Here is a 15,716-nt window from a genome sequence, read left to right on the forward strand (position 1 = left end):
GCAGCGACCCCGGCCCGTCCGGCGCCGCCGGCCCGGGGTCGGCCGAGGAGTCCGCCATGACCTCCGCCCCGGATGTTCCGCGCGCCGCCGACCTGCTCCGCGAGGCGCTCGGCGACCGCCTGCTCACCCCGACCGACGCCGGTTTCCCGGACGCCGTCCGGCTCTGGAACGGCGCACCCGGCGCGACGCCGGCGCTTGTCGCCCGCGTGCGGGACGCCGACGAGGTTGCCCTGGCGGTCCGTGTCGCCCGGCGCTGCCACCTGCCGCTGTCGGCCCGCGCCGGCGGCCACGACTGGGCCGGCCGGGCGCTGCGCGAGGGCGGCCTGGTCGTCGACCTCACCGCGCTGCGCCGGGTGGACCTCGACCCCGGCACCGGGGTGGTCACCGTGGGCGGCGGGGCGACGGCCGCCGACGTGCTGGCCACCCTGCGGCCGTACGACCGGGTGGTCCCCACCGGCGTGGTGCGTGCGGTCGGGATGGCCGGGCTGACCCTGGCCGGCGGCTACGGCCCACTCTGCGGGCGCTTCGGGCTGGCGCTGGACAACCTGCTCGGCGCCGAGGTGGTGCTCGCCGACGGTCGGCGGGTCACCGCCGACCCGCACCACGAGCGCGAGCTGTACTGGGCGCTGCGCGGCGGTGGCGGCAACCTCGGGATGGTCACCGCGCTGCGCTACCGCACCCACCGGCTCACCACCGTGCTCGCCGGCATGCTGCTGTTCCCGCTGGCGCAGGCGGGGGCGGTGCTGCGCGGTTACGGCGCGGTGGTGCGGGACGCGCCGGACGAGCTGACCGTGATGGCCGGGTTCCTGCCCGGCCCGGCGGGGGAGCCGGTGGTCTTCCTCGCCCCGTTCCACACCGGCGACCCGGCGGCCGGGGCGGCCGCGGTGGACCGGCTCCGCGCGCTCGGCACGCCGCTTGTCGACCAGGTCGCCCCGCTGCCGTACGAGGATGCGTTGCGCCTGTTCGACGGCGGGATGGCCGACGGCAACCACTATCTGCTGCGTACCCGGTGGTTGGCCCGGGTGGACGAGCCGGTGGTGGCCGCGCTGACGGCGGCGGCCGGGGCCGTCTCGTCGCCGTGGTCGGCGATCGCGCTGCACCATTTCCACGGCGCGGCCGCCCGGGTCGGGCTGGCCGAGACCGCGTTCGGGCTGCGCGCCGACCACCTGCTCGCCGAGATCATCGCGGTCTGGACGCCGGGCGACGACCCGGCGCCGCACCGGGCGTGGGCCGAGCACACCAGCGCGGCCCTGGCCCCGCACGCGCTGCCCGGCGGCTACCCGAACCTGCTCGCGCCGGAGGAGACCGACCGGGTCCGACTCGCCTACGGCCCGAACTGGGACCGGTTGTGCCGGGCCACCCGCCGCTACGACCCGCACCGGGTGTTCTCGGCCGTGCCCACGCTGCCGCCGGCGCCCGACGACGGCCACCCCGTCGACCGGTGACGGCGGGCGGTACGATTTCCGCCGCGCGGTCGCCGATGCCCGCCACCCACGACGTTTCCGGTGCGGTACGCCAACTGCCCGCCCGCGCGGGTCCTTCGCGCGTCGTTGGACAACTGTTCCGCAGTCCGCAAGGGGTCGGCCGGCAGGTCGACCCGGAGGAGAGACTAGCCTGATGGGCGTGACACGCCGCGCGAAGATCGTCTGCACTCTCGGCCCCGCCACCTCGTCCCCGGAGCGCATCCGGGGGCTCGTCGAGGCCGGCATGAACGTGGCGAGGCTCAACTTCAGCCACGGCAGTCACGACGACCACGAGTCGGTCTGCCGCATGGTCCGCGAGGCGGCGGAGGCGGCCGGGCAGCCGGTCGCGGTCCTCGCCGACCTCCAGGGCCCCAAGATCCGGCTCGGCCGCTTCGCCGACGGGCCGCACGAGTGGCGCACCGGCGACTCCGTGGTGATCACCAGCGACGAGATCGTCGGCACCAAGGAGCGGGTCTCCTGCACCTACCGCAAGCTGCCGCAGGAGGTGAAGCCGGGCGACCGCCTGCTGATCGACGACGGCCGGGTCGCGGTCGAGGTCAGCGACGTCACCGGCAACGACATCCGTTGCCTGGTCACCGAGGGCGGCCCGGTCTCCAACAACAAGGGCGTCTCGCTGCCGAACGTGGCGGTCAGCGTCCCGGCCATGTCCGACAAGGACGCCGAGGACCTGCGCTTCGCCCTCGGCCTCGGCGTCGACCTGGTCGCGCTCTCCTTCGTGCGCTCGCCGGACGACATCAAGCTGGTCCACTCGATCATGGACGAGGAGGGCGTGCGCCGCCCGGTGCTCGCCAAGGTCGAGAAGCCGGAGGCGGTGGACCACCTGGAGGCGATCGTGCTCGCCTTCGACGGCGTCATGGTCGCCCGTGGCGACCTCGGCGTCGAGCTGCCGCTCGACCAGGTCCCGCTGGTGCAGAAGCGCGCCGTGCAGCTCTGCCGGGAGAACGCCAAGCCGGTCATCGTGGCCACCCAGATGCTCGATTCCATGATCGAGAACTCCCGCCCGACCCGCGCCGAGGCCTCCGACGTGGCCAACGCGGTGCTCGACGGCGCGGACGCGGTGATGCTCTCCGGCGAGACCAGCGTCGGCAAGTACCCGGTGCTCACCGTCAGCACCATGGCCAAGATCGTCACCACCACCGAGGCCGGCTCGATCGCCGTGCCCCGGCTCCAGCACGACCCGCGTACGCACGGCGGCGCGCTCACCGTCGCCGCGTCGTCGATCGCCCGCGCCATCGGCGCCAAGGCCATGGTGGCGTTCTCGCAGACCGGCGACACCGTCAAGCGGCTCAGCCGGCTGCACTGCGACCTGCCGCTGCTGGCCTTCACCCCGGTGCCGGAGGTGCGCAACCAGCTCGCGCTCTGCTGGGGCGTGGAGACGTTCCTGATGCCGTTCGTCCAGCACACCGACGACATGTTCCGCCAGGTCGACCAGGCGCTGCTGGGCCTCAACCGGGCCAACCCGGGCGACTACGTGGTGATCGTGGCGGGCAGCCCGCCCGGCACCCCCGGCTCCACCAACACGCTGCGCGTGCACCAGCTCGGTTCGCTGGTCGACGCGGCGGCGGCGCGGGCGTTGCAGTGAGCCGGCCCGGCGGCCGGGGGTGGCGCGGTGAGTGACGCTCCGGCGGCCACCGGGCAGGCGGCGGTCGACCAGCTCCTGGAGGTGCTCGACCTCGCGCAGACCGGCGAGATGGCCTTCCGCGGGATGAGCCCGCCGGTCGGTCCGCAGCGGGTCTACGGAGGTCAGGTCGCCGGCCAGGCGCTGGTGGCCGCCGGCCGCACCGTCGACCCGGAGCGCGCCGTGCACTCGCTGCACGGCTACTTCGTGCGGCCCGGCGACCCGACCGAGCCGATCGCATACCAGGTGGAGAACGTCCGCGACGGCCGGTCCTTCTCGGTGCGCCGCTCGGTGGCCCTGCAGCACGACAAGCCGATCTTCTTCATGTCGGCCTCGTTCCAGCGGCAGGAGGAGGGGCTGGACCACCACGCCCCGGTCCCGCCCGACGTGCCCGGCCCGGACGACGTGCCGACCATGGCCGACCGGCTCGCCCGGTACCCGGAGCGGCTCGGCATCTGGGGGCAGATCCCGCGCCCGATCGACGTCCGCTACGTCGGCGAGCCGGGCTGGGTACGCCCCGGGGACCGCCCGGCCGAGCCGCACCAGCGGGTCTGGATGCGCATCGACGGCAAGCTGCCCGACGACCCGCTGCTGCACGCGTGCGCGCTGACGTACGCCTCCGACCTGACGCTGCTGGACTCGGTGTTGTCGGTGCACGGCGAGGTGTGGGGTCCGGGCGGTGTGGTCGGCGCGAGCCTCGACCACGCGCTCTGGTTCCACAGGTCCTTCCGGGCCGACGAGTGGTTCCTCTACGACTGCTGGAGCCCGTCCGCGTCAGGCGCCCGGGGCCTGGCCACCGGCCGGATGTTCACCACCGACGGCCGGCACATCGCCAGCGCCGTGCAGGAGGGGCTGCTGCGCCGGGTCGGCGAGTGAGCGGCCAACCGTGACCGTTCGGCCGAGGGGCGGGAGTCCGGCCGGCTGAGCAGGCGACTAACCTTGCCGGCATGCGCCTATCCGCCCGGGTCGACTACGCCCTCCGCGCGGCCGCCGAGCTCGCCTCGGTCGCCGAGGGCACGACCTCCGGGCGGAGCCGGCCGGTGACCGCCGAGCAGATCGCCCGCTCGCAGGACATCCCGCCGAAGTTCCTCGAAAGCATCCTGCTCCAGCTGCGCCGGGGCGGCATCGTGCACGCCCAGCGCGGCCCCGAGGGCGGCTACTGGCTGGCCCGTCCGGCCTCGGAGATCTCCCTGGCCGAGGTGATCCGGGTGATCGACGGGCCGCTGGCGCACGTCCGCGGCCAGCGGCCGGAGCAGCTCGGCTACCAGGGCGCGGCCCGCGCGTTGCAGGACGTGTGGATCGCGTTGCGGGCCAGCGAGCGGGAGATCCTGGAACTGGTCACCATCGCCGACGTGGCCGCCGGCACGCTGCCCGGCCGGATCAACGAGTTGGCCGCCGACCCGCGCGCCTGGACCTGACGGACGCTCCCCGCCCGACCGCCGTCCGGCGTGTCCCACCAACCGGATGGGGGACTTGACCCGAGCGCCTCCGTGCCGCATTGTCGACCAAGTCGATAGGAGATGCCAAAAAGTCTGGGGGCGCTCGTGCGCAAGCTGCTGGTCCTCGCCCTCGTCGGGCTCCTGGCGCAACTGGTCGACGGCGCGCTCGGCATGGCGTACGGGCTGACCTCCTCGACGCTGCTGCTGGTCGCGGGCGTCGCGCCGGCCGCCGCCTCCGCGTCGGTGCACCTCGCCGAGATCGGCACCACGCTCGCCGCCGGTGTCTCGCACTGGCGCTTCGGCAACGTCGACTGGAAGGTGGTCGGCCGGATCGCGCTGCCCGGCGCGATCGGCGCGTTCGCGGGTGCGACGTTCCTCAGCTCCATCTCCACCGAGTCGGCCGCGCCCTGGATGGCCGCCATCCTGTTCACCCTCGGTGCGTATTTGCTGATCCGCTTCTCCCAGCCGTTGCGCGCCAACCGGGCCGGCGGCCGGCTGCGCAGCCGCTTCCTCGCCCCGCTCGGTCTCGTCGCCGGCTTCGTCGACGCCACCGGCGGCGGCGGTTGGGGCCCGGTCGCCACCCCGGCGCTGCTGGTCTCCGGCCGGATGGAGCCCCGCAAGGTCATCGGCTCGGTGGACACCTCCGAGTTCGTGGTGGCCGGCGCGGCCAGCGTCGGTTTCCTGATCGGTCTCGGCTCGGAGGGCTTCCTGCTGCCCACCGTGGCCGCGCTCCTGGTCGGCGGCCTGATCGCCGCGCCGATCGCGGCCTGGCTGGTGCGCATCGTGCCGGCCCAGGTGCTCGGCGCCGTCATCGGTGGCGTGATCGTGCTGACCAATGCCCGCACCCTGCTGCGCGCCGGTGAGCTGGGTGGCCCGGTGCCGGCCCTGGTCTACGCCGTGCTCGCCGCCGGCTGGGTGGCCGCCGTGACGCTGGCGGTGCGGGCGCTGCGCCGAGCCCGCCGGGCCCGCGCCACGGTCGACGCTGCCCTCGCCGCGTCCGGTGCCGCTGCTCCCGCCGCCGGCGCCGCTGTTCCCGCCGCCGAGGCCGAGGAGTCCCGGCGGCTCGCCGCCGCCGTCGAGGGCTGAGCTCCACCGCCGACGGGCCGCCCGGGTCCGGTAACACGCCGCCCGGTCATGGCGCCGGTATCGCCGACACGCCGGCCTGACCGCGCTTCCGTTGCTCGGCGTGTCGCGGCTCGGCGGACAACACCCTTCGACCGATATACCTCAGCGGCATATTTATGACTGTGAGGCATGCCGCCTTCGAGTGACTTCCTCTCCAGCGTGGTCACGCACGGTGGCGTCGGTACGGGCCGCCCGGGCGGTCGGCGCGGCACCCGCCGGCGCTTGTGGGGCGTCCGGTGGTGCCCTACGCTGGCGGGGCGCGGAGCCTAATCATCGATGTCGATGCATCGACGTCTCGTCGCGTCAACGTGCGTGTCTCCCTCGCCGGTCCGGGCAGGCCGGTGCCGGCGCGCGCCTGACCTTCGCGAAAGGCAACCCCGTGCATCCCACCACCTCACGCCGTCGGCTCGCGCTGCTCGCCGCGGCCTCGGCGGCCACCCTGACGGCCGGCGCGCTCACCACCGTGACCGCCGAGGCGGCGGCCGCCGCCTGCCGGGTCGACTACCGGATCACCAACCAGTGGGGCGGCGGCTTCGGCGCCGACGTCACCGTGACCAACCTCGGCGACCCGGTCAACGGCTGGACGCTCGGCTGGAGCTTCGCCGCCGGTCAGCAGGTCGTCCAGGCCTGGAACGCCACGGTCAGCCAGTCCGGCACCCAGGTCACCGCCCGCGACGCCGGCTACAACGCGGCCCTCGGCACCGGCGGCAGCGCCACCTTCGGCTTCAACGGCTCCTGGGACAACGCCGCCAACCCGGTGCCCTCCGCGTTCACGCTCAACGGCACCACCTGCACCGGCGCGCCGCCGACCTCGACGCCGCCGACCTCCGGCCCGACCACACCGCCGCCGACCACCACGCCCCCGCCGACCACGCCCCCGGCCGGCGCCAAGCAGATGGAGAAGCTCGACCGAGGGCTGGTCAGCGTCCGCTCCGGCAGCGGGAACCTGGTCTCCTGGCGGCTGCTCGGCACCGAGACCTCGGGCGTCTCGTTCAACCTCTACCGGGGATCCACCAGGGTCAACTCGAGCCCGATCACCGGCGCCACCACGTACCTGGACGGCGGCGCGGCCGCCGGGTCCGCGTACACCGTGCGGGCCGTGGTGAACGGCGCCGAGCAGGCGGCGTCCGCCCCGGCGCTGCAGTTCGCCAACGGCTACCTGGACGTGCCGATCCAGGCCCCGCCCGGCGGGACCACGCCGAGCGGCGAGGCCTACACCTACTCCGCCAACGACGCGAGCGTCGGCGACCTCGACGGCGACGGCCGCTACGAGTTCGTGCTCAAGTGGGACCCGTCCAACAGCAAGGACAACTCCCAGTCCGGCTACACCGGCAACGTCTACGTCGACGCCTACACCCTCACCGGCGCCCGGCTGTGGCGCGTCGACCTGGGCCGCAACATCCGCGCCGGCGCCCACTACACCCAGTTCCAGGTGTACGACTACGACGGCGACGGGGACGCCGAGGTGGCCATGAAGACCGCCGACGGCACCCGCTCCGGCACCGGCCAGGTGATCGGCTCGTCGTCGGCCGACCACCGCAACTCCAGCGGCTACGTGCTCGCCGGTCCGGAATACCTGACCATGTTCGACGGTCGCACCGGCGCGGCGCTGTCCACCGTCGACTACGACCCGCCGCGCGGCACCGTCTCCTCCTGGGGCGATTCCTACGGCAACCGGGTCGACCGGTTCCTCGCCGGCACCGCCTACCTCGACGGGCAGCGCCCCTCGCTGATCATGGCGCGCGGCTACTACACCCGGGCGGTGATCGCCGCCTGGGACTTCCGCGACGGCACGCTGCGCAAGCGGTGGACGTTCGACTCGAACGCCAGCGGCAACGGCGCCGCCGCCGGCCAGGGCAACCACCAGCTCTCCGTCGCCGACGTGGACAACGACGGTCGCCAGGAGATCGTGTACGGGGCCGCCACCATCGACGACAACGGCCGGCTGCTCTACTCGACGGGCAACGGGCACGGCGACGCGCTGCACGTCGGCGACCTCGACCCGAGCCGCGCCGGCCTGGAGGTCTTCAAGGTCGACGAGGACGGCAGCAAGCCCAGCTCGTGGATGGCCGACGCGCGCACCGGGCAGATCCTCTGGCAGACCGCCCCGAACGGCGACAACGGTCGCGGCGTCTCCGACGACATCTGGGCCGGCAGCCCCGGCGCGGAGTCCTGGTCGTCGGCGGTCGACGGCCTGCTCAACACGCGCGGGCAGAACGTCGGCCGCAAGCCGTCCTCGGCGAACTTCCTGATCTGGTGGGACGGCGACCCGGTCCGTGAGCTGCTCGACGGCACCAAGATCGACAAGTACGGCACCGGCGGCGAGACCCGGCTGCTCACCGGCAGCAACGTCGCGTCCAACAACGGCACCAAGAGCACGCCGGCGCTCTCGGCCGATATCGTCGGCGACTGGCGCGAGGAGGTCGTCTGGCGCACCGCCGACAGCAGCGCGCTGCGCATCTACAGCACGCCCGTCACCACCGGCCTGCGCCTGCCGACGCTGATGCACGACCCGCAGTATCGGGTCGCCGTGGCCTGGCAGAACACCGCCTACAACCAGCCGCCGCACCCGGGCTTCCACCTCGGCGACGGCATGAGCACGCCGGCCGCGCCGAACATCTACCTGCGCTGAACCGAAAACGAAGGCACCGGGTCGCCGGCCGCGGAATCCGCTCAGCCGGCGACCCGGTGCACCACACCGCAGCATTCCCGACCCGTCCCGACCGGGAATGCCGTACCACCACCGGGGACTAAGTTATGCGTCCCGCGCGACGCTGCGGTGACGTGGCTATGAAGAGCGTGTTTCAGCCTTCCCGGCGCAGGCCACCGGCCACCTTCTCGGCGATCAACTCGAACGAGCGGACCCGGTCGTCCACGTCGTAGACCATCGAGGTCAGCATCAACTCGTCCGCGCCGGTGCGCTCCAGCAGCGTCCCGAGCTGCCGGGCCACCGTCTCCGGCGAGCCCGTCGCCTGACCGTCGCGGCGCTGCGCCACGAACTCCCGCTCCAGCTCCGAATACGGATAGGCCGCCGCCTCCTCCGGCGTGACCAGCGGCTCCGGCCGCCCCGACCGCAACTTCAGGAACGACAACCCGGCCGGCCCGGCCAGCCACTCCGCCCGCTCGTCGGTCTCCGCGCACACCGCGTTGACCGCCACCATCGCGTACGGCCGGTCCAGCCACTGCGACGGCCGGAAGTGCTGCCGGTAGAGCTGCAACGCCGGGATCGTGTTCTGCGAGCTGAAGTGGTGCGCGAACGAGAACGGCAACCCGAGCAGGCCGGCGAGCTGGGCGCTGAACCCGCTCGACCCGAGCAGCCACACCTGCGGCGACTGGCCGCGCCCCGGCGTCGCCGTGATCGGGCCCGGCTCGGCGCCGCTGAAGTAGTTCATCAGGTCGGCCAGCTCGCGCGGGAAGTGCTCCGCGGACAGGCCCTCCATGGTGCGGCGCAACGCCAACGCGGTCACCTGGTCGGTGCCGGGCGCCCGCCCGATGCCCAGGTCGATCCGGCCCGGGTGCAGCGCCTCCAGGGTGCCGAACTGCTCGGCCACCACCAGCGGCGCGTGGTTCGGCAGCATCACCCCACCCGAGCCCAACCGGATCGTGGACGTGTTCGCGGCCAGGTGGGCGAGCAGCACCGCCGGCGCCGAACTGGCGATCGCCGGCATGTTGTGGTGCTCGGCCACCCAGAACCGGCGGTAGCCCAGCTCCTCGGTGCGCCGGGCCAGCTCGGTGGTGTGCCGCAGCGCCTCACCGGCACTGCCGGTCGCGGCCACCGGGGCAAGGTCAAGAACAGACATGGGTACGTCGATCACGCTGTGGTGCAACCCACCGGGTGCCGGAATTGTTCCCCTCGGGTGGCTCAGCCCATGCCCCGGGCCTGCTCGAAGATGAGGCTGGTCTGGGTGTGCCGCACCGCCGGATCCACCGCCAGGTGGTCGAGCACGAAATCCCGCAGCGCGTCCCCGGACGCCGCCCGCACGTGCAGCACGTAGTCCTCCGCGCCGGCCACGTGGAACACCGACACCACCCCCGGCAGCCGCACCGACCGGGCCCGGAACGCGTCCACCGCGGCCCGCTCGTGCGCCGTCAACCGCACCGACACCAGCGCCTGCAACGGCAGCCCCACCGCTGCCGGGTCGACGTCCGCGTGGAACCCTCGGATCGCCCCGCACTCACGCAGTGCCCGGGTACGCGTCAGACACGTCGACGGCGCCACGCCCACCCGCTCGGCCAGCGCGTTGTTGGGCAGCCGCCCGTCGGCGGTCAACTCGGTGAGGATCGCGCGGTCGACGTCGTCGAGGCCGGAGAACGGCCGCACATCGTTCGGTGCGAGAGGCATGCCGCCATCCTCCACCGAAGATGCGTCGGACGGAAGCGAGATCATCAGAATCTTCTTCGCTACTCTTGCCCCGTACTGCCATCATGTTCGACGCTTCCGGGCATGACCGCCCTGGACACCGCAGCCGTGCACGCCGGGCGTGACGACCTCGCCGGCCTCGGCGTCCACGTCCCGCCCATCGACCTCTCCACCACCAACCCGCTGCCCTCGGTGGCCGACGGCGGCGACGCCTACGAGACGCTCGCCACCGGCAACCCGCTCCCGGTCGGCGGCAGCGCGGTCTACCAGCGGCTCTGGAACCCGACAGTGGCCCGCTTCGAGACCGCCCTCGCCCAACTCGAGGGCACCGCCGAGGCGGTCGCGTTCGCCAGCGGCATGGCCGCGCTCACCGCCACCCTGCTCGCCGCCACCCGCGACGGCAAGCGCCACGTCGTCGCCGTCCGCCCGCTCTACGGCGGCACCGACCACGTCCTCGCCAGCGGCCTGCTCGGCACCGAGGTCACCTGGGCCCGCGCCGAGGACGTCGCCGCCGCGATCCGCCCCGACACCGCAGTGGTCGTCGTCGAGACCCCGGCCAACCCCACCCTCGACCTGGTCGACATCGCCGCGCTCGCCACCGCCGCCGGCGACGTCCCGCTGCTGGTCGACAACACCGTCGCCACCCCCGTACTCCAGCAGCCCGCCCGGCACGGCGCCGCGCTCGTGCTGCACAGCGCCACCAAGAGCATCGGCGGCCACGGCGACGTCCTCGCCGGCGTCGTCGCCTGCGCGCCCGACTGGGCCGCCCGGCTGCGCCAGGTCCGCGCCGTCACCGGCGCCGTCCTGCACCCGCTCGGCGCCTACCTGCTGCACCGCGGCCTGCAGACCCTGCCCCTGCGGGTCCGCGCCCAGCAGGCCGGCGCGGAGAAGCTCGCCGCCTGGCTCGCCGGCCACCCCGCCGTCGAGCGGGTCCACCACCCGTCCCGGCACGACCCGGCCGGCCTGGTCGGCCGCCAGATGGCCGGCGGCGGCAGCCTGCTCGCCTTCGAGGTACGCGGCGGCGCGCCCGCCGCGGCCACGGTCGCCGGCGCCTGCGCGCTGATCACCCACGCCGTCTCGCTGGGCGGCGTCGACACGCTGATCCAGCACCCGGCGTCGCTGACGCACCGGCCGGTCGAGGGTGACGCGAAGCCGTGCGGCGGGCTGCTGCGGGTCTCGGTCGGCCTGGAGGACCCGGAGGACCTGCGCGCCGACCTGGCCCGGGCGCTCGCGTCCATCTGACGCGGACGCGCGCGTCGATCCGGGGCGCGCCGGGCGTTGGCGCCGGCCGCGCCGGACCGGTCGCCGTCGGTGTTGTGCGGCGGAGCGGCCGTCTGGTCAGGACTTTGGGCCCACGTGCCGGTCGAGCGCGGCGACCGCTTCCCGGCGGGCGACCGACAGGGACCACGGCAGGTTCATCCGCCAGGCGACGCCGAGCAGGTCGAGCGCCCACTGGCACAGTGCCATGATGTCGGTGGAGCGGTTGGAGAACATGTAGCGGGGATAGACGTACTCCTTCCCGCGAACGACGACCCGGTTGGCGAAGCGACAGCCGTCGGAGTGGAACAGGCCCCGCAGGAAATGGCCCGGTTGCGCCTCGACGATGGTGCGCTGCCAGTCGGCCAGGAGGATCGGGCGCTCGTGCTTCTTGCCGGGGCCGTGCTGGGGAAACAGGCACGGCCAGTGGATGGCGGTGCTCTGCACGGCGACGCAGCCGCGCTTCTGGATGCGCTGCACCTTGTTGGCCAGCACTGCGCGCATCGCGGCGTCGCACTGGTCGATCAGGTGGGGCCAGGCGTCGGCGCAATAGACGCGGAGCACCGGCGTTCGGTCGGTCGTGACCAGGTGCCCGTCTCCCAGATAGAGCCCGAGTAGGTAGGCGTAGGCCGCCTGATCGGGTGGACCTTCCTGGTCGGGACGGCACCGGAAGCAGCGGACCGCGCTGCCGAAGATCGCCGGCTCGGGTCGGTCGACGCACCAGTGCCAGACCGTGGTGTAGGGCAGGGAGAGGCTGCGGGCCACCGACCGGATGTGGTGACCTCGAGCGCGAAGGGCGCGGGCTCGTGCCCGCATTTCGGGAGGATGCACAGCAACATCCTCGAACGCGTGTATGACAAGAAGTGCCGGGAGCGGGATTCGAACCCGCAAGCCCTTTCGGGCAGAAGTGTTTGAGACTTCCGTGTATGCCGTTCCACCATCCCGGCGGGGTGCGGTAACTGTACCCGACTAGGCTCATGCGGGAGCATGGGTGGTGACCGTGCCGGGATCGATGGTGGGAGTGGCTCGTGGGCGAGATGCAGACGGATGCCGAGCGCAAGCGCGTTCTGATCGCCGAGGACGAGGCGCTGATCCGGCTGGACCTGGCCGAGATGCTGGTCGAGGAGGGCTACGAGGTGGTCGGCGAGGCCGGCGACGGGGAGACCGCCGTCAAGCTCGCCGAGGAGCTCAAGCCGGATCTGGTCATCCTCGACATCAAGATGCCGATCATGGACGGGCTGGCCGCCGCCGAGCGGATCGCCGGCGCACGCATCGCCCCCGTGATCATCCTGACCGCGTTCAGCCAGCGCGACCTGGTCGAGCGGGCCCGGGCGGCCGGCGCGATGGCCTACCTGGTGAAGCCGTTCCAGAAGAGCGACCTGGTGCCGGCGGTGGAGATCGCGCTGTCCCGCTACTCGGAGATCTCCGCACTGGAGGCCGAGGTCGCCGGCCTGACCGACCGGCTGGAGATCCGCAAGACCGTCGAGCGGGCCAAGGGCGCGCTGATGACCACCTATGGCATGACCGAGCCGCAGGCCTTCAAGTGGATCCAGCGCACCGCGATGGACCACCGGATGACCATGAAGGAGGTCGCCGAGCGGATCCTCGCCGAGACCGCCGGCGGCGAGGTGGCGCAGCAGCCCGCCTCCTGACCCACCGCGCGGGGCGCGGTTCGTCGCCCGGCGGGGGAGCGGCCGATCGATAGGATCGGATCCATGCCTCTTCCGCGCCCGAGGTCGGTGTTGATCGTGGCGGCCGGTGTCGCGGTGCTGCTGGCCGCCTGCCGCTCGGCGCCGGAGGAGCCGCCCGCGCCGGTGCCGGTGCGCCCGGCCTGGCGGGCCGTCGAGCTGCCCCTGCCGCCGGGGCCCGCAGGCCGCCCGCTGCTGCGCGACGCGGCGCACTGTGCCGGCCGCTGGTACGCCGTCGGCGGACTCGTCGATCCGGCCGGGGAGACCCGGCCGGCGGCCTGGTCCAGCCCGGACGGCGTGACCTGGGCGGCGTTGCCGATGCGCCCACAGACGTTCTACGGCCGCCAGCACGTGCTCTACGCGGTCGCGTGCCGCGACGGCGGGATGGCGGCGCTCGGGGCGAAGACGGGTGGTGTGCACGGCAATCCGCGTACCGGATCGTGGGTGTGGCGCCCGGGCGGGCCGGTGCGCGAGGTGCCGGCGGCGTTCGAGTTGTTCGGCGGCCCGCGCGCGGTGAGCGCGTCGCGGTTGGCGGCCGGGCCGGGCGGCTGGTTGATCGCCGGGGCGCGCACGGACGGCGCGGCGGTGTGGACGTCGCCGGACGCCGGCGGGTTCGTGGTGCGCGAGGGCGTCGCGGAGCTGGCCGGTGACGCCCGGGGCCGGACGGCGGCGTCCGACGCGGTGGCCCTGGGGTCGGGTTGGCTGGTGGTGGGGTCGTTGCTGCCGGCCGGCGGCACGGCGTTGACGCCGCTGGCCTGGTCATCGGCGGACGGTCGGTCGTGGCGGCGGGTGGCGTTGCCGGCGGAGGCCGGTGGGTCGGCGCAGCCGACGGAGGCCGGTGGGTCGGCGCAGCCGACGGACGGCGGCGGGGTGGCGGAGCGGGTGGTGCTGTGCGACGGCGCGCCGACGGCGGTGGGTCCGGTCCGCGACGGCTTCGCGGTGTGGCGGTCCCCGACCGGTGGGTCGGGCGGATGGCGGCGGGTCGGCGGGTTCGGCGCGGTCGGTCCGGGGGTGTCGTCGGTGACGGGTCTGGTGGCGGCCGGCGGTCGACTGGTCGCGGTGACCGGCGACGGCGCGGATCGCCGATTGTGGATATCGGGTGACGGCGGCGTGTCGTGGCGGCCGGTGATCGTGCCGACGCCGGTGCCGGCGCGCGGCGACGCGGCGCTGGCGGTGGCCGCCGGTGCTGATGGGCTGCTGGCGGTGGCGGATGACGGAAAGGCCTCCCGTGCCTGGTGGACGGCGTTGCCGAGCGTCGATGAGTAGGGGGTGATGGTCCATTGACCCGTTACCGATGAAACCTCGGTGAAAGCCTTTCGGCGCCTTCGGTTCTTACGGGAAGCGTCGGGAATCCGCCACGGCGTGTAACGGTTCGGTCAACCCCGCTTTCCGGGTCTTACGTCACCGCTTGCCGGTGGGATAACGTCCCGGCCCAGACCGGCGACGACGGTCTGGTTCGTCCGCCCCCCGCAAGGGCCAATCAGCAGCGGGTGGTTCGGACCATGGACGGAGGAGGGTTCGGGCCTTGAGGCAGAAGCTCGCACGCGTGATCGGCGGGGTCGCCATGCTGGCGCTCGTCGCCGGTGGTACCGCTTGTTCCAGCGGCAGCGACGATGAGGGTTCCGGGGGCAGCGCCTGCGGGAGCAAGATCGCTTTCTTCGGCGCGTTGACCGGTAGCTCGGCCGCGCTGGGCATCAACGAGAAGAACGGCGTCAAGCTGGCGGTCGACAAGTACAACAAGGAGAACGCCGACTGCAAGGTGGAGCTCGCCGAGCTCGACTCGCAGGGCAGCCCGGACCAGGCGCCCGGTCTGGCCCAGAAGGCGATCGACGACACCAAGATCCTCGGTGTCGTGGGTCCGGCCTACTCGGGTGAGTCGGAGGCCGCCGGTCCGCTGTTCAACGAGGCCGGTCTGGTCACCATCACCCCCTCCGCGACCAACCCGACGCTGGCCAAGAAGGGTTGGAAGACCTTCTTCCGCGCGGTCGGCAACGACCTGAGCCAGGGCCCCGCCGCCGGCAGCTACATCAAGAACGTCATCAAGGCCGACCGCGTCTACGTCATCGACGACCAGTCGGCGTACGGCGCCGGCCTGGCCGACGAGGTCAAGAAGGTGCTCGGCCCGGCGGTCGTCGGCAGCGACAAGGTCCAGGGCGAGGGCAAGCAGACCGAGTTCTCCGGCGTGGTCACCAAGGTCAAGGCCGGCAACGTCAAGGCGGTCTTCTACGGTGGCTACTACCAGGAGGCCGGCCTGATCCGCAAGCAGCTCACCGCTGCCGGCGTCACCGCCCCGCTGGTCGCCGGTGACGGCGTCAACGACGGCGCGTACATCACCTCCGCCGGTGCGGCGGCCGCCGAGGGCACCATCCTCACCTGCCCGTGCCAGCCGTCCACCGAGGCGCGCGGCTCCTTCGCCGCCGACTACAAGGCGCTGAACGGCGCCGACCCGGGCACCTACAGCGACACCGCGTTCGACGCGGCGAACATCCTGCTGGCGGGCATCAAGGCCGGCAAGACCTCCCGCGCCGACCTGGTGGAGTTCGTCAAGGGCTACAGCGGCGAGGGCGTGGCCGCCAGCTACAAGTTCGTCGAGGGTGGCGAGCTGGACCCGGCGCAGGTCAAGGTCTGGGCGTTCAAGGTGCAGGGCGGCAAGGTCGTCCCGGACCAGGAGATCCCGAAGCCCTGATCGTCTGATCGCTGCGACTGGCGATTGAGTTGTGAATCGCGGGTGCGGCCGGGAGCTGG

General features: G+C 73.3%; 13 protein-coding genes and 1 tRNA gene. 10 read left to right on the top strand and 4 right to left on the bottom strand.

Going from position 1 to position 15,716, the window contains the following annotated elements; all coding sequences use genetic code 11:
- Positions 1-56 precede the first annotated feature (56 nt).
- The 6 genes from GA0070213_RS08025 to GA0070213_RS08050 all read left to right on the top strand — a co-directional run bounded on the left by GA0070213_RS08025 (position 57) and on the right by GA0070213_RS08050 (position 8,298).
- Entirely contained in the window at positions 57-1,445 is a 1,389-nt protein-coding gene (locus GA0070213_RS08025; protein ID WP_091059830.1) for an FAD-binding oxidoreductase, read from the top strand.
- Between the two features lie 172 nt (positions 1,446-1,617).
- Complete coding sequence (pyk, locus tag GA0070213_RS08030; protein ID WP_091059833.1) at positions 1,618-3,066, top strand: pyruvate kinase; 1,449 nt, start codon at positions 1,618-1,620, stop codon at positions 3,064-3,066.
- Positions 3,067-3,093: 27 nt separating this feature from the next.
- A complete protein-coding gene (locus GA0070213_RS08035) occupies positions 3,094-3,978 on the top strand; it encodes an acyl-CoA thioesterase (RefSeq protein ID WP_091059836.1) in 885 nt (294 codons plus the stop codon).
- A 71-nt stretch (positions 3,979-4,049) separates the two neighbouring features.
- Positions 4,050-4,520, top strand: a complete 471-nt coding sequence (locus GA0070213_RS08040) for an RrF2 family transcriptional regulator (protein WP_091059839.1) — start codon at positions 4,050-4,052, stop codon at positions 4,518-4,520.
- A gap of 126 nt (positions 4,521-4,646) precedes the next feature.
- Positions 4,647-5,627: a sulfite exporter TauE/SafE family protein gene (locus tag GA0070213_RS08045; protein ID WP_091059842.1), complete on the top strand. Its 981-nt coding sequence runs from the start codon at positions 4,647-4,649 to the stop codon at positions 5,625-5,627.
- Positions 5,628-6,045: 418 nt separating this feature from the next.
- Entirely contained in the window at positions 6,046-8,298 is a 2,253-nt protein-coding gene (locus GA0070213_RS08050; RefSeq protein WP_091059846.1) for a rhamnogalacturonan lyase family protein, read from the top strand.
- Between the two features lie 172 nt (positions 8,299-8,470).
- Here GA0070213_RS08050 and GA0070213_RS08055 read toward each other — a convergent pair whose 3' ends face one another.
- Entirely contained in the window at positions 8,471-9,466 is a 996-nt protein-coding gene (locus tag GA0070213_RS08055) for an LLM class flavin-dependent oxidoreductase (RefSeq protein ID WP_175441253.1), read from the bottom strand.
- A gap of 62 nt (positions 9,467-9,528) precedes the next feature.
- Positions 9,529-10,008, bottom strand: a complete 480-nt coding sequence (locus tag GA0070213_RS08060) for an Lrp/AsnC family transcriptional regulator (RefSeq protein ID WP_091059852.1) — start codon at positions 10,006-10,008, stop codon at positions 9,529-9,531.
- A gap of 102 nt (positions 10,009-10,110) precedes the next feature.
- Here GA0070213_RS08060 and GA0070213_RS08065 point away from each other — a divergent pair, with 102 nt between their 5' ends.
- Positions 10,111-11,268, top strand: coding sequence for a trans-sulfuration enzyme family protein (locus GA0070213_RS08065; protein WP_091059857.1), 1,158 nt, complete (start codon positions 10,111-10,113; stop codon positions 11,266-11,268).
- A 96-nt stretch (positions 11,269-11,364) separates the two neighbouring features.
- On the opposite strand, the gene GA0070213_RS08070 is transcribed toward GA0070213_RS08065, so the two are convergent.
- A complete protein-coding gene (locus tag GA0070213_RS08070) occupies positions 11,365-12,099 on the bottom strand; it encodes a transcriptional regulator (RefSeq protein WP_245716300.1) in 735 nt (244 codons plus the stop codon).
- 48 nt (positions 12,100-12,147) lie between these two features.
- A tRNA-Leu gene (locus tag GA0070213_RS08075) sits at positions 12,148-12,230 on the bottom strand.
- A gap of 81 nt (positions 12,231-12,311) precedes the next feature.
- Between GA0070213_RS08075 and GA0070213_RS08080 the strand changes: the two genes are divergently transcribed.
- From GA0070213_RS08080 to GA0070213_RS08090, 3 genes are all read left to right on the top strand, one after another.
- Positions 12,312-12,935, top strand: coding sequence for an ANTAR domain-containing response regulator (locus GA0070213_RS08080; RefSeq protein WP_091059864.1), 624 nt, complete (start codon positions 12,312-12,314; stop codon positions 12,933-12,935).
- Positions 12,936-12,998: 63 nt separating this feature from the next.
- Positions 12,999-14,237 carry a hypothetical protein gene (locus tag GA0070213_RS08085; protein ID WP_091059867.1) on the top strand — a complete coding sequence of 413 codons (1,239 nt, stop codon included), beginning with the start codon at positions 12,999-13,001 and terminating at the stop codon, positions 14,235-14,237.
- Between the two features lie 259 nt (positions 14,238-14,496).
- A complete protein-coding gene (locus GA0070213_RS08090) occupies positions 14,497-15,657 on the top strand; it encodes a branched-chain amino acid ABC transporter substrate-binding protein (RefSeq protein WP_091059870.1) in 1,161 nt (386 codons plus the stop codon).
- Positions 15,658-15,716 lie beyond the last annotated feature (59 nt).

The organism is Micromonospora humi, assembly GCF_900090105.1.
GTDB lineage: Bacteria > Actinomycetota > Actinomycetes > Mycobacteriales > Micromonosporaceae > Micromonospora > Micromonospora humi.

Bases quoted from the DNA above. Each gene is read 5' to 3' on its own strand.
- GA0070213_RS08025 (WP_091059830.1), top strand. From the start codon at position 57: ATGACCTCCGCCCCGGATGTTCCGCGCGCCGCCGACCTGCTCCGCGAG.
- pyk (WP_091059833.1), top strand. From the start codon at position 1,618: ATGGGCGTGACACGCCGCGCGAAGATCGTCTGCACTCTCGGCCCCGCC.
- GA0070213_RS08040 (WP_091059839.1), top strand. From the start codon at position 4,050: ATGCGCCTATCCGCCCGGGTCGACTACGCCCTCCGCGCGGCCGCCGAG.
- GA0070213_RS08055 (WP_175441253.1), bottom strand. From the start codon at position 9,466: ATGTCTGTTCTTGACCTTGCCCCGGTGGCCGCGACCGGCAGTGCCGGT.
- GA0070213_RS08060 (WP_091059852.1), bottom strand. From the start codon at position 10,008: ATGCCTCTCGCACCGAACGATGTGCGGCCGTTCTCCGGCCTCGACGAC.
- GA0070213_RS08065 (WP_091059857.1), top strand. From the start codon at position 10,111: ATGACCGCCCTGGACACCGCAGCCGTGCACGCCGGGCGTGACGACCTC.
- GA0070213_RS08070 (WP_245716300.1), bottom strand. From the start codon at position 12,099: ATGCGGGCACGAGCCCGCGCCCTTCGCGCTCGAGGTCACCACATCCGG.
- GA0070213_RS08085 (WP_091059867.1), top strand. From the start codon at position 12,999: ATGCCTCTTCCGCGCCCGAGGTCGGTGTTGATCGTGGCGGCCGGTGTC.